This is a genomic window from Colwellia sp. 6_MG-2023, assembly GCF_030547765.1.
In the GTDB taxonomy this organism is placed as follows: Bacteria; Pseudomonadota; Gammaproteobacteria; order Enterobacterales; family Alteromonadaceae; genus Colwellia.
Genome location: NZ_JAUOPP010000004.1, coordinates 97,035 through 111,384, shown reverse-complemented (window position 1 = coordinate 111,384; position 14,350 = coordinate 97,035). Strand labels below are relative to the sequence as shown.

The following is a 14,350-nucleotide window of genomic DNA, read 5'->3' as shown; positions in this document are numbered from 1 at the left end:
TATTAAGCGACAGCTAAATGAAATTAAGGTAAAGAAATGGCAAAGAATGAAGAAATAGTATTTGGTATTCATGCAGTGAATGCATTGTTAAAGCATGCACCAGAGCGCTTTATTGAAATGTGGTTATTAAAAGGGCGTGATGATGAGCGTCTGCTGCCTATCACCAATTTAGCACGTAAATATGGTATTGCCACGCAATTGGTTCAAAGGCGTGTGCTAGACGAGAAAAGCGTTGGTGAACAACATCAAGGTGTTATTGCTCGTGTAAAACCGGGTAAAGTACTCACTGAAAATGATTTAGATGATATTATTAGCGCCACAGAAAAGCGTGAGATACCACCATTTTTACTCATTTTAGATGGTGTAACTGATCCTCATAACTTAGGCGCTTGTTTACGAAATGCTGATGCTGCAGGTGTGCAAGCAATTGTTGTTCCTAAAGATAACGCCGCTAAAATAACCTCTACAGTACGTAAAGTTGCTGTAGGCGCAGCAGAGACCGTGCCTTTAATTCAAGTCACAAACTTATCTCGCACGATGAAACATTTACAGCAAATGGGGATATGGATAGTTGGTACCGCTGGTGAAACTGACACTTGTCTTTATGATGTGAAATTATCGGGTCCTATGGCACTTGTTATGGGCGCTGAAGGTAAAGGTATGCGTAGATTAACGCGCGAGAACTGCGATCAGTTAGTCAAGCTGCCAATGGCTGGTAGTGTTTCAAGTTTAAATGTATCTGTTGCTACAGGTATTTGTTTATTTGAAATGGTTAGACAACGTTCATCTTAAAAATTATCTCTTTTTGAAATTTAACTCAATTTATTGAATCTAACGGAATAGCTCCAAGGATTAATTATATGAAAAAACTCTTTATTATTATTTTATTACTGATCATTGCTGGCTTAATTTCGCCAAAATTTATTGGTAGTGTCGTAGAATCTGAGCATCAATCAGTAGTTAATAAGCTCAACGACAATCAGGCTATTACTGTTAATTCAACAAGCATTACCCGATCATGGTTTACTGGAAAAGCTGAAACTGAAATAACAATTTCTTTGCAAGATGAAGGCTTAGAAAATATCAGTTTTATTGTTGAAGAAAACTTAGCATTTGGCCCAGTAATTTTTACTGATGAAGGAGTCGAGTTTGCGTTAAGTTATTCACAAGCAAGCATTAATTTTAAAGAGTTATTAATAGACGAAGAAATTGAAACGTTTATCAATGATAAAATTCATTTTAGTGGTTTATTAACGTTTTCTAAAGATGTCGTTGCTAACATTGTTGTTGATGAAGTATCCAAAGAAATTGATGGTAATAAAGTGACCTCAGCCAAAGCGTTTGGACATTTTACTTTAGAAGATAGTAAACGACTTTATGGTGATTTTAACTGGTCAGGCTTAACAGCAAAAACCAGTGACGAAAGCTTTACCTTAGGTAAGCTTCAATTTTCACTCGATCAAACACTGATTACAGGTGATTATTTCCAAGGTACAGCGATTTCTACTGGTAAATTCGACTTTTCATTGGACTCAATTGCTGCGAAAGATACCGATAATAATGCGGTGTTTTCACTTGATGACATACTTATTAACGCGGTATCAGCATTAAACGATGATTTAATGACAGTAACCATGAAATATAGGGCTGGTAAAGTAGAATTTGAAGGTCAAAAATTAGAAGATGCAAATTTAACCTTACTTGTTAGCGATTTAAATATTATTGCTATGCAAGAAATTAACACTATTTTGGCTGAAATATCTGTTGATGGTGCTGGCATGTTTACTCCTGATGTCATGCAAAGGCTGACGACATTAATTGACAAATTATTAGTTGATAAACCTGTTATTGAAGTTGAAGATTTTAGTGTGAAAACTCAACAAGGTGATATTGCATCGTCTATGCACATTAGTATCGATGAAAATTTGTTTGATACTACAAATATCATGTCGATTATACCGGCGATAAAAGTCGATGCTAAAGGTAAAGCGCCTATGCCATTTTTTGATGAGCTAGGGGTTGCTCCTATGGTTGATTTGTATATAGAAGAAGGCTACGTTGTGTTAAAAGAAGATGAGCTGAGTTTTATTGTCAACTTTGCACAAGGGAGTTTAAAAATTAACGATAGAGTTATTCCTATGTAATCATGGCTATATGAAAAGTTAGTCAATCAACCTTAGCTAACGTTCATCAAGTTATCCTAATATAGCTAAGCTTATTATTACTCGCTGTGCTCAATAGCTTTCTCTAAAACCATTACTGGCATTAAGCGGTAATGGTTTTTTTATGGCAAACTTTAGCGTTATTCATTAATTTAACTGGAATAATTCACTCCAATGCCAATTTGGTGCAATAGGTTGTAGAGAGGTATAACTAAGATAACAACGTTGTGTAATGTTATGTAAAGTAGATAGAAACTCATAGCATAATTGAATTAGAATAGAAAAATAATTAATAATATTAAGATTTTTGTTTATGGGTTACCGTCTAAAACCTCTATACATCTCAATAATGAGTATGATGCTATTTTCGTGTAGTGCTACTTACCATGTAGATGAAGAGCTTCGTCAATCCAATGCTCCTGCGCAATGGTCGGCTAATTTATTAACAACCGACGTAGCAGATAATTGGTTTGAACAATTACAAAATGAGCAAGTACATCAGCTTGTTGATATTGCAATAAATAACAACTTTCAATTAAAGCAGCAGGCATTGGCCATCGCTATTCTTGAGCAAGATTTGATTATAGCGGGCAGTGAACTCTGGCCCTCATTAGATTTGTCATTAAAAAATAGTCGCAGTAAGTCTGTATCAGATGATAGTACAAGCACTTATAATACAAGTGCCTCTTTAGATCTGGATTTACAGTATGAACTTGATCTTTGGGGAAAACTATCCGCAGCTAATCGACAAGCTAATTTAGAATTAATGGCTCAAAAGGCAATATTTGAACAAGCTAAACAACAGCTGGTTGCCGATGTTATTACTGCATGGTTTTCGGTAATAGAAGCCAATAAATTATTAGCACTTTATCAGCAACGTAGTCAGGATATTCAGCAGAATCTATTGATTATTGAATCTGGTTATCAACAAGGACTAAACAGCGCATTAGACGTTTATTTAACGCGAAATGAGGTGAATAGTGAACTCTCTAGAACATCAGAGCAGCGAACTCAACAAACACTCGCTATACGTAAATTAGAACAGTTGTTAGGGCAGTATCCTGAAGGTGCATTGTTTGTTGATGCTGAATTACCTTCGCTTGATTCAGATGTTCCTGTTGGTTTACCAAGTGATTTAGTCTCAAGAAAGCCAGAATTAGTCGCTAGCTGGTACCAGTTACTTGCTAAAGATTCTGCGTTAGCTTATGCGCACAAACAACGCTTTCCAAGTATTAGCCTTACAGCCTCATTATCTGATAATCAAACGAATATTTCTGATTTGTTATCCACCTCTTCTTTGGGATGGTCATTGCTTGGTAACTTAGCTATGCCATTGTTTAATGCTGGCAGGTTGGAAGCTAATGAAGAGAAAACCCGTTTAGATTTAAAGCAAACAGAGCAAGAATATTTATCAACTTTATATGATGCGTTTGCAGATGTTGAAAATGCAATAACCTATGAGGCGAGCTTAAAAGAACGCTACCAAATGATGATTAAAGCACAAGAAAATGCGATTGCAGCACAGCGATTATCTTTTGAACAGTATCAAAGTGGTTTAGTGGAATATATTACTGTGCTTGATGCACAGAGTCGATCTTACGATGCCCAAAGTGCGGTAATTCAACTTAAAAATCAATTAATTGCTAATCGAATAAATCTTCATGTTGCCCTTGGTGGTAATTTTGCGCAAGCACCTTCGACAGAAGCACAAGAGCAGGAAAAATAGGCATGACTAAACTAAGTAACGAATCAACAAGTCAATCAATGAATAAGCAAAATAAGCAATCAACAATTAAAAAAATAATTATTCCTGTAGTGATTATTGTAGCTACCTATTTCCTTTATCAAATGATTATGGATAATCCGCCAGAAACTAATCGAGGTAAAGGTGGTCCTGTCGCTAAAATTAGCGTTGAAACAATAGCGTTAAAGCCACAACAATACTCTGTTGTTGTTAATAGTTTTGGTACAGTACAGCCCAGAACGAGCAGTGTACTCGTCGCTCAGGTCTCGGGTGAAATAAATGAAATTAGTCAACAGTTTAGGGATGGTGGTTTTTTTGAAAAAGGAGATGTGCTCGTACAGCTTGATGATAGAGATCACCGTGCGGAAGTAAAAATCACCCAATCAAGCCTATTGTCAGCAAAACAAGCGTTACTAGAAGAAGAGGCGAGAGCAAAACAAGCGTTGATTGACTGGGAACGTTTAGGTAACGGCGCACAACCGAACACGCTAGTTTTACGTGAGCCACAATTAGCTGCTGCACAAGCTGAAGTATTATCGGCTCAAGCTAATTTAGAAAAAGCAGAACTATTATTAGAGCGTACTAAAATAGTGGCTCCATTTGCAGGACGCGTATTAAAAAAACAGGTTGATTTAGGGCGTGTTGTTACTAGCAATACTGAGCTAGCAGATATTTATGCTATTGATTATGTAGAAATAAGATTGCCTATTAATAACAAAGATCTTAGTTTTATTGATTTGCCTGAAGAATATCGCTCTTCTAATAATAAACAACAAGGCCCTAGTGTTAGCATTACGTCAGACTTAATTGGGAAGCAGTATTGGCAAGGAGAAATTGTTCGCACCGAAGGTGCTATTGATGACAACTCTCAGCAGCTTTATATTGTCGCACAGATTGACGATCCATATGGCGTTGATAATAAAAGTGAAGTAGCGCCTATCAAAATTGGCCAGTATGTTAATGCCGAGATTGCTGGTAAAACAATAGAGCAAGCGTTAGTTATTCCTAATAGCTCAATTTACCAAGGCAGTTATGTTTATATTGCCGAAAATATAAATGATAAAACAGTATTACAAAGAAAAGAAATTACCATTCGTTGGCAAAATGATGAAGATGCAATTATTGAATCAGGTTTGTCTGCGGGAGATGTGCTGGTGTTAACACCGCTTGGACAGGTTAGCTCTGGAACTCCTGTTGAAATTGCTGGCGCAACACCACCAAAGAGAAAGGGGGTAAATAAACAAAAGAGAAATGCTAACCGAGGTACTGAAGACAGAAAACCTCGTGATAAAAAGAACAGAAATAAGGAGGGCAAACAATGATAGCTTGGTTTGCTCGTAACCACGTTGCCGCTAATTTATTAATGGTAACCATTTTATTTCTTGGTTTATTTAGTTTGTCAGCCAAAATACCCCTTGAAGTCTTTCCTACTTTTGCAATGGATCAAATTTCAATTAGTGTTTCGCTTCGTGGCTCAACCCCTGAAGATGCCGAGCAAGGTGTTGCGATTCGTATTGAAGAAGCTGTACAAGATTTAGAAGGTATTGAGCGAATTACTAGTCGTTCTTCCGAAGGTTCGTCATCTGTCACCGTTGAAATTGACTCAGCCTATGACGCAAGAGAGATGCTAGCAGATATTAAAGCACGGGTTGATGCAATTAATACTTTTCCTGTAGATGCTGAAAAACCGATAGTTTCCTTAGCTGAGCGAAAAAGAGAAGTTATTTCTGTCACTATTGCTAGTATTTATGGTGAGAAAGAAATAAAAGAATTTGCTGAGAAAATCCGTGATGATTTATTACAAATTTCTGGCGTTACTCAACTTGAGTTGAGTGGTGTTAGAGATTACGAAATAGCAATAGAGATAGCACAAGACAAGTTACGTCAATACAATTTGAGTTTAAGTGACGTTTCTTCGGCTGTTAGTAACTCAAGTAGCGATATATCTGCAGGAAATATAAAAACTAAAGGTGGTGATATTCTTATTCGCTCTAAAGGGCAAGCCTACCGAAAAGATGAATATGCTCGTATAGTCATTAAAACGAACAGTGACGGCTCAATGTTAACACTTAATGATATTGCTACCATTAAAGATGATTTTGAAGAAACGCCTGTCAGAACACGTTTTAATGGTAAACGTGCCGCTTTTATTGATGTCTACCGTATTGGTCAACAAAGCGCGACAGATGTTGCTGATAAAATTAAAAATTACATAGAAAGTCGTCAAGAAAACCTCCCTTATGGATATGAATTAAGTTATTGGGATGATAATTCTGAAATTGTAAAAGCACGTATTTCAACGTTAACAACAAACGCAATGCAGGGGTTAATTTTAGTTTTTGCGTTGTTGTCGTTATTTTTACGACCTTCTATTGCTATTTGGGTATGTGTGGGTATTCCAGTGTCCTTTATGGGCGCCTTTATTGTTATGCCGTTTATGGGCATAACCCTAAATATTATGAGCTTATTTGCCTTTATTTTAGTATTGGGGATTGTGGTAGATGATGCCATTGTGACAGGGGAGAATATCTATACCCACCTGCAAACCTCCTCATCAGGAACTGAAGCAGCTATTCGCGGAACACAAGAGGTCGCCACACCGGTTACTTTTGGTATATTAACAACGGTTGCTGCCTTTCTACCTCTTGCTTTTATTGAAGGGAATCGAGGGCCTATCTTTGCTCAAATTCCAGTGGTGGTTATTCCAGTACTAATTTTTTCATTAATTGAATCAAAGTTTGTTTTACCTTCACATTTAAAGGGAATCAAATTACGTCATGAGCAAGCTGAACCAGGTAGATTTGAACGTTTTCAGCGTGGTTTTGCTGATGGTTTTGAGCGGGTTATATTACGTTATTATCAACCAATATTAGCCGTTGCATTAAGGTATAAGTTAACCACATTAAGCTTATTTGTAGGTGTGTTTTTTATTATTCTTGCTTTGGTTATGAGTGGCTGGACTAAATTTATATTCTTTCCACGCATTCCAAGTGAAACTGTTCGTATGAATTTAACGCTTCCGGTTGGAACTCCTTTTGATGTGACCAATAAGTTTGTTATTGATATTGCTGATAAAGCTGAAGACTTACAAGATAAGTACCGCGACGAAGAAACTGGTAAAAGTGTTATTCTCAATATATTAGCGACAACCGGAGGCCGTGGAAGTGTCTCTAATGCAGGAAGTGTGCGTTTTGAAATTACACCTCCAGAAGAAAGAGATTCCGATATTACCTCGAGTGAATTGGTTAAAGAGTGGCGAGAACTTATTGGGGTAATTCCGGGGGCAGAAAGTCTTACTTTTAGAGCGGAAACCGGTCGTTCATCTAGTCCAATCGATGTACAATTAACGGGAAGTTCACTAGTAACATTGCAAGAAGTTGCCGATAAAGTTAAAACTCGTTTAGGCACTTACCCTACCGTGTTTGAAATTGAAGATAGTTTGTCTGACGGTAAAGAAGAGTTACGTATAGAGCTAACGAAGCAAGGAAAAGCGGTTGGTCTAACGCGTGTTGCTATTTCACAGCAAGTGCGTAGCGCCTTTTTTGGCGCAGAAGTGCAACGTATACAGCGTGGTCGTGACGATGTTCGAGTTATGGTGCGTTTACCAGCAGAAGAACGTAGCACAATTGCAAACTTAGAAAATATATTAATCAAGACTCCGCAGGGGGGCAATGTACCATTATCGCATGTTGCGACCTTAATTCCCGGACAAAGTCCGTCAACAATTAACCGTATTGACTTATATCGAACCGTTAATGTTACGGCTGATGTTGAAAAAACAAATACCAATATGACTGTGCTGCAAGCCGATTTAAAAACTTATTTAGATGAGCTTATTAGCCAATACCCAGGTGTTAAGCATTCATTAGAAGGTGAAGCAAAAGAGCAGCGAGAATCTTTTAGCTCTTTAGGGTGGGCACTTGTTTTTGTGTTTTTCATTATTTATGTGTTGTTGGCTATTCCATTTAAATCCTATTTACAGCCTTTAATTGTCATGAGTATTATCCCATTTGGCATGATTGGTGCGGTAGTAGGGCATTGGATTATGGGCATGGATCTAAGCATTATGAGCTTATTAGGCTTACTCGCTTTAGTTGGTGTTGTTGTTAATGACTCATTAGTATTGGTAGATTTCATTAATAAAAAGCGCGAAGAAACAAATGATTTAATGAGTGCAGTTTTAATGGCTGGTGCATCACGTTTTAGACCGGTAATGCTAACCAGTTTAACGACTTTCATAGGTTTGATGCCGCTGCTTTTTGAGAAATCAACACAAGCACAATTTTTAATTCCAATGGCGGTTTCATTAGGTTTTGGCATTTTATTCGCTACTTTTATCACATTATTATTAATACCGGTGAACTATATGTTGGTTGAGCGCCTTAAAAACTATAGGAATCAATAGCTTCTGTTGAAATGTCGTTAGGATGTTAAGTAGAAAGATTAAGTCGTATTTTTACTTGCTTTAAATGCTTGTTTTCTCTACACTACGCATCCTTAATTCAGCCTGAACTTTTTGTTCCTTGCCTCAACTGGTGTTTGGCTGAGCCAGAAAATGAGGCTACAACCCATAAGGAGCTCGTAATGCGTCATTACGAAATCGTATTTATGGTTCACCCTGATCAGAGTGAACAAGTGCCTGGTATGATCCAGCGCTACACAGACTTGATCAACGCTGCTGAAGGTAAAGTTAACCGTCTAGAAGACTGGGGCCGTCGCCAATTAGCATACCCAATCAATAAATTACACAAAGCACACTATGTTCTTATGAACATTGAAGCGCCACAGTCAGTTATTGATGAACTAGAAACAGCTTTCCGTTATAACGATGTTGTTATTCGTAACATGATTATGCGTACTAAAGACGCGGTAACTGAAGCATCGCCAATGGCTGCTGCTAAAGAAGACCGTCGCGAAGTTAAGAAAGATTTTTCTGCGCCAGCTGAAGGTACTGAAGCTTCTACAGAAGAAGCATCTGCACCAGCTGAAGCTTCTACAGAAGAAGCTGCTAGCGAAGAATAAGTAATTTGTGATGCTCTCGCAAGAGAATAGCCTAGTGTTGACTGGCACTGTAGTGAAAACTCCAAAACAGTCAACAAGCCCAGCAGGTATTACTCATAGCCAGTTTTCAATGGACCACAAGTCTATTCAAAATGAAGCGGGTATGAACCGACAAGCTTTTGTCAGAATACAAGTTGTAGCTACGGGTGAATTATCACACTTAACTCGTGAATTAGTTGCTGGGGATAATGTAAGAGTGACGGGGTTTATTAACCGTCATGAGTCAAGAAACGGTAACCCGTTACTTGTATTACATTCCCAGCATATAGAAATGATTAATTAGTGTTTTGTTTTTACAGTTAATGTTCAAATAAAACCAATTCGGAGAATATTATGTCTCGTTTTTTTAGACGTCGTAAGTTTTGTCGCTTCACAGCGGAAGGCGCAACATCTGTAGATTATAAAGATATTGCAACGTTAAAAAACTATATCACTGAAAGTGGTAAAATTGTTCCTAGCCGTATCACTGGTACTGCTGCTAAATACCAACGTCAACTAACTCGCGCTATCAAACGTGCTCGTTACTTGTCATTGTTACCATACACTGACTTACACAAGTAAGCTAATAAGGGGTTTATTATGGAAGTAATTCTTCTAGACAAAATCGCCAAATTAGGCGGCCTTGGTGACAAGGTATCTGTTAAATCAGGTTATGCACGTAACTACTTATTACCTCAAGGTAAAGCAGTATTCGCATCAGATGCTAACATCGAGCACTTTGAAGCACGTCGTGCTGAATTAGAAGCTAAGTTAGCTGAAGTTTTAGCAACAGCTGAAGCTCGTGCAGTTAAACTTAGTGAATTGGCTGAAGTAACTATCGCATCTAAAGCAGGTGAAGAAGGTAAGTTATTCGGTTCAATCGGTACTCGTGATATCGCTGATGCGATCACAGAAGCTGGCGTTGAAGTTACGAAAGCTGAAGTACGTTTACCATTAGGTGCAATCCGTGAAACTGGCGAATTCGAAATCGCTATTCACTTGCACAACGATGTTGATACTAGCGTTAAAGTGATTGTTATCGCTCAAGCTTAATTGCTTAAATTAACGTAGGTTAGAATTTATTCTAGCAAGTACTACATTATTAAATACCGCAATATCTTTGATACTGCGGTATTTTTTTGTCTTTTTTCTTACCCTTTTTAAAATTCCCTCATCCTGAACTTGATTCAGGACCACAAGCGCTATGCTGCCAGCCTCATGAGATTCCGTATTAAGTGATCTGAGGAACGACGTTTTTGTTTATATTGTTTTGTATTAAATGGTCTTCATATGGGCTGCTTTTTTACCCTGAAAAACCTTGTAGTCCAATGGTATTTTTTCGTGTTATTACGACAGATAAAAAGAAATAATTTTCAGCGGCAGATGAATCTCGGGTATAATGATCGCTTCTTAGTTTTTACAGTGAAAAGTATTTAGCACTATGAGTATGCTCGGACGTATCCCTCGACAATTTATTGATGACTTATTAGCGCGTACTGATATTGTTGAATTGGTTGATGGCCGTGTACCTTTAAAAAAAGCGGGAAAGAATTATCAAGCCTGCTGCCCTTTTCACAACGAAAAATCGCCTTCCTTTACGGTAAGCCAAGACAAGCAGTTTTATCATTGTTTCGGCTGTGGTGCACACGGTAATGCTATTTCATTTTTAATGGAATTTGACCGTTTAGACTTTGTTGATGCTATTGAAGAACTCGCTAGCCATTGCGGTGTAGAAGTTGTTCGTGAAGAAAATAATGCGAGTCCGGCCGAGCAACGTCAACAACAAAAAGTTTATCAACAAAAACAAGATGATTACGAGTTAATGAATCAAATTAGTCGTTTTTATCAACAACAATTAAAAGCAGCAACAGATAAAGAAACCGCTATTAACTACTTAAAAGGCCGAGGCTTAAGTGGTGAAGTCGTTAAGCGTTTTGGTATTGGTTATATTAGTGATGCCTGGGATGGCATGATGAAGGTTTTTTCTCCGCAAGGTAAAGCTAATCAACAGCTAATTGATTTAGGTATGGCAATACAGGGTGATAAAAACCGTCCATATGACAGATTTCGTGGCCGTATTATGTTTCCTATTCGTGATAAACGCGGCCGAGTAATTGCTTTTGGTGGTCGGGTTTTAGGTGATGAAAAACCTAAATATTTAAACTCACCAGAAACACGTGTTTATCATAAAGGCCAAGAGCTCTATGGTTTATATGAAGCGAAACAAGCCAATAAGAACCTTGAACGACTCGTTGTTGTTGAAGGCTATATGGATGTTGTGGCATTAGCACAGCATGGCGTTGATTATGCTGTGGCCTCATTAGGCACATCAACTACACCAGAGCAATTACAAACCTTATTTCGTACCGTAAAAGAAGTGATTTGTTGCTACGATGGGGATCGAGCAGGTCGTGATGCTGCATGGCGAGCGATGGAAAATGCGTTACCATTAATTCGTGATGGTTTTTCATTAAAATTTGTTTTTGTACCCGATGGTGAAGATCCTGATTCATTGATCCGTAAAAAAGGACAAAAAGTATTTGAAGGTATTTTAGATGAAGCGATGCCTTTATCTAAATTTTTAGTTGAACAATTAATGAGTCAAGTTGAAATGAACTCATTAGAAGGTAGGGCTGCGTTAGTTGATTCTTTTCAACCTTACCTAATGAAAATGCCAGATAGTGTACTAAAAGATGCAATTATTAATGATATTGCAAATAATTTTGGTACAGGTAGTGAACAGTTTTTAGCTAAAATAGCTAAAAATATCAACAAACAAGAAAAAATTAAAAAACCGCAGGGCACTACAAAAACAACACCGGTTAGATTAGCTATTGCATTACTACTTGAGCATCCCCATATTGTAAACGAGCTAGGAGATATTTCAGCATTAGCGCCATTACAAGTTCCTGGGATAGAGTTATTGACCCAATTACTGAAATTATGCCAACAAAATCCTGAAATAAAAACGGCACAGTTATTAGAGTATTTTCGAGGTACAGAAACAGGTAATCAGTTAGCAAAATTAATGTGTTGGCAACATCATGTTACTGCTGAAACTGCTGCTGATGTTTTTCTTGATAGTATTGAAAAACTATTGAATGATTTTGTTGAAAAACGTACTGAATTTTTATTACAAAAAGCACGTGTTAAACAAATAACATTACAAGAAAGACAAGAGTTACAAGCGATACTTAACGCCTAGCTACACATAACGGGTTTTAGTAACTATACTTTAGTTGATTTGAATTGTTATTTAAAAATAAGTAGAGACTTAATACATGAATTCAATGGTGGAAATCGAGTGAAAAACTCGCTATAATCTCCCGCCTAATTTATTTGTGCAATTTTTACTACCCCATTTTTACAATATTGTTTTTTAACAGTAATATATACCAGACATAGGTGGACACTCGTCAATGGAACAAGCTCCTCAATCTAGATTGAAAGATTTAATAACCAAAGGTAAAGAGCAAGGTTATTTAACGTTTGCGCAAGTTAACGATCATCTACCACAAGATATTATCGATTCAGACCAAGTCGAAGATATTGTTAGCATGATTAACGACATGGGAATTCAAGTTTTTGAAAATGCCCCTGATGCAGATACGTTAATGATGAGCGAAGCTAATACCGATGAAGATGCTGCAGAAGCCGCAGCACAGGCATTAGCAACCGTAGAAAGTGAAATTGGCCGTACAACTGACCCTGTTCGCATGTACATGCGAGAAATGGGTACAGTAGAATTACTGACACGTAAAGGCGAAATTGTTATTGCCAAGCGTATCGAAGAAGGTATTAAAGAAGTACAACATAGTGTTTCTGAATATCCACCTGCGATCAATTATTTATTGGAAATGTGGGATAACTTTGAAGCGGAAGAAGTACGTTTAACAGACATTATTGTCGGCTTTTTAGACCCTGATGCCGAAGACGAAGAAGTTGCCGCAGCAGCTACACATGTTGGATCTGAATTATCAAAAGAAGATTTAGATGATGAAGATAAAGACGACAGTGATGTTGATGATGAAGATGAGGATGAAGAAGATACTGGTCCTGATCCTGAATTAGCACGTGAAAAATTTATGGCTCTGCGTGATGTGTACGAAGTAGCCAATAAGATTATTGAGAAAAAAGGTCGTGGTCACAAAGATGCGCAAGAAGCAATTGATGACGTCGCCGAAGTATTTAAAGAATTCCGTCTAATACCTAAATTATTTGATAGATTAGTGAAGAACATGCGTAGTGTCATGGACCGATTACGTGTTCAGGAGCGCTTAATCATGAAGCACTGTGTTGTAGGCGCGGGTATGCCTAAAACAACTTTTATCAAAATCTTCCCAGGTAATGAAACATCAAAAGATTGGTTTGAAGAACAAAAAGCAGCAGGGCATAGCTACTCAGCTAAGCTTTCTGATATTGAACATGACGTTGAACGTTGTATCTACAAACTGAATCAAATTGAAGAAGAAACACACCTAAATATACATGGTATTAAAGATATCAACCGCCGTATGTCAATTGGTGAAGCGAAAGCACGCCGAGCGAAGAAGGAAATGGTTGAAGCCAACTTGCGTTTGGTTATCTCTATTGCTAAAAAATACACAAACCGTGGCTTACAATTCTTAGATTTAATCCAAGAAGGTAACATTGGTTTGATGAAAGCCGTTGATAAGTTTGAATACCGTCGTGGTTATAAGTTCTCAACTTATGCAACTTGGTGGATTCGTCAAGCAATTACCCGTTCAATTGCCGACCAAGCGAGAACAATTCGTATACCAGTACATATGATTGAAACGATCAACAAATTAAATCGTGTTTCTCGCCAAATGTTACAAGAAATGGGACGTGAGCCAACACCTGAAGAATTAGCTGAACGCATGATCATGCCTGAAGATAAAATTCGTAAGGTATTGAAAATAGCTAAAGAGCCAATTTCAATGGAAACGCCAATTGGTGATGATGAAGATTCGCATTTAGGTGACTTTATTGAAGATGGTAGTGGTGAATTACCTGTTGATTCTGCTACGTCAGAGAACCTTAAAGGCGCTACCCATGAAGTACTTGCCGGTTTAACAGCTCGTGAAGCTAAAGTACTTAGAATGCGTTTCGGTATTGATATGAACACTGATCACACCTTAGAAGAGGTTGGTAAGCAGTTTGATGTAACACGTGAACGTATTCGTCAAATTGAAGCGAAAGCATTACGTAAATTACGCCATCCTTCGCGCTCAGAGCAGTTAAAAAGCTTCTTAGATGGTGAGTAAGCAGTATTGCTGTTTAGCATCAAATAACTGAGTTTGAATGATAAGAAAAAGAGTATGTTAGCCTAGCTAGCATACTCTTTTTTTGTTTTTAACTGTTGTTAGCCAAGTAAAAGTAAAATAGTATTCAATGATATGAT

General features: G+C 37.6%; 11 protein-coding genes. All 11 read left to right on the top strand.

Features of this window, described 5'->3' with window-relative positions:
- Window positions 1-36: 36 nt before the first annotated feature.
- Entirely contained in the window at window positions 37-792 is a 756-nt protein-coding gene (gene rlmB, locus Q4503_RS04080) for a 23S rRNA (guanosine(2251)-2'-O)-methyltransferase RlmB (RefSeq protein WP_215972243.1), read from the top strand.
- 68 nt (window positions 793-860) lie between these two features.
- Entirely contained in the window at window positions 861-2,144 is a 1,284-nt protein-coding gene (locus tag Q4503_RS04075; RefSeq protein ID WP_303601451.1) for a DUF945 family protein, read from the top strand.
- A gap of 373 nt (window positions 2,145-2,517) precedes the next feature.
- Window positions 2,518-3,888, top strand: a complete 1,371-nt coding sequence (locus tag Q4503_RS04070; RefSeq protein ID WP_215972241.1) for an efflux transporter outer membrane subunit — start codon at window positions 2,518-2,520, stop codon at window positions 3,886-3,888.
- A 38-nt stretch (window positions 3,889-3,926) separates the two neighbouring features.
- Window positions 3,927-5,228, top strand: coding sequence for an efflux RND transporter periplasmic adaptor subunit (locus Q4503_RS04065; RefSeq protein WP_215972301.1), 1,302 nt, complete (start codon window positions 3,927-3,929; stop codon window positions 5,226-5,228).
- Window positions 5,225-8,311: an efflux RND transporter permease subunit gene (locus Q4503_RS04060; RefSeq protein ID WP_303601450.1), complete on the top strand. Its 3,087-nt coding sequence runs from the start codon at window positions 5,225-5,227 to the stop codon at window positions 8,309-8,311. The genes Q4503_RS04065 and Q4503_RS04060 overlap by 4 nt, the downstream gene beginning before the upstream one ends.
- 179 nt (window positions 8,312-8,490) lie before the next feature.
- Window positions 8,491-8,928 carry a 30S ribosomal protein S6 gene (gene rpsF / locus Q4503_RS04055; protein ID WP_303601449.1) on the top strand — a complete coding sequence of 146 codons (438 nt, stop codon included), beginning with the start codon at window positions 8,491-8,493 and terminating at the stop codon, window positions 8,926-8,928.
- Between the two features lie 10 nt (window positions 8,929-8,938).
- Window positions 8,939-9,250, top strand: coding sequence for a primosomal replication protein N (gene priB / locus Q4503_RS04050; protein ID WP_303601448.1), 312 nt, complete (start codon window positions 8,939-8,941; stop codon window positions 9,248-9,250).
- 50 nt (window positions 9,251-9,300) lie between these two features.
- The gene (rpsR, locus tag Q4503_RS04045) at window positions 9,301-9,528 is read left to right on the top strand and encodes a 30S ribosomal protein S18 (RefSeq protein WP_159821572.1); all 228 of its coding nucleotides are present in this window, start codon (window positions 9,301-9,303) and stop codon (window positions 9,526-9,528) included.
- An 18-nt stretch (window positions 9,529-9,546) separates the two neighbouring features.
- On the top strand, window positions 9,547-9,999 hold the full coding sequence (gene rplI / locus Q4503_RS04040) for a 50S ribosomal protein L9 (RefSeq protein ID WP_303601447.1): 453 nt from the start codon (window positions 9,547-9,549) through the stop codon (window positions 9,997-9,999).
- Between the two features lie 394 nt (window positions 10,000-10,393).
- Window positions 10,394-12,151, top strand: coding sequence for a DNA primase (dnaG, locus tag Q4503_RS04035; RefSeq protein WP_303601491.1), 1,758 nt, complete (start codon window positions 10,394-10,396; stop codon window positions 12,149-12,151).
- Between the two features lie 214 nt (window positions 12,152-12,365).
- Window positions 12,366-14,213, top strand: a complete 1,848-nt coding sequence (gene rpoD / locus Q4503_RS04030) for an RNA polymerase sigma factor RpoD (protein WP_215972236.1) — start codon at window positions 12,366-12,368, stop codon at window positions 14,211-14,213.
- Window positions 14,214-14,350 lie beyond the last annotated feature (137 nt).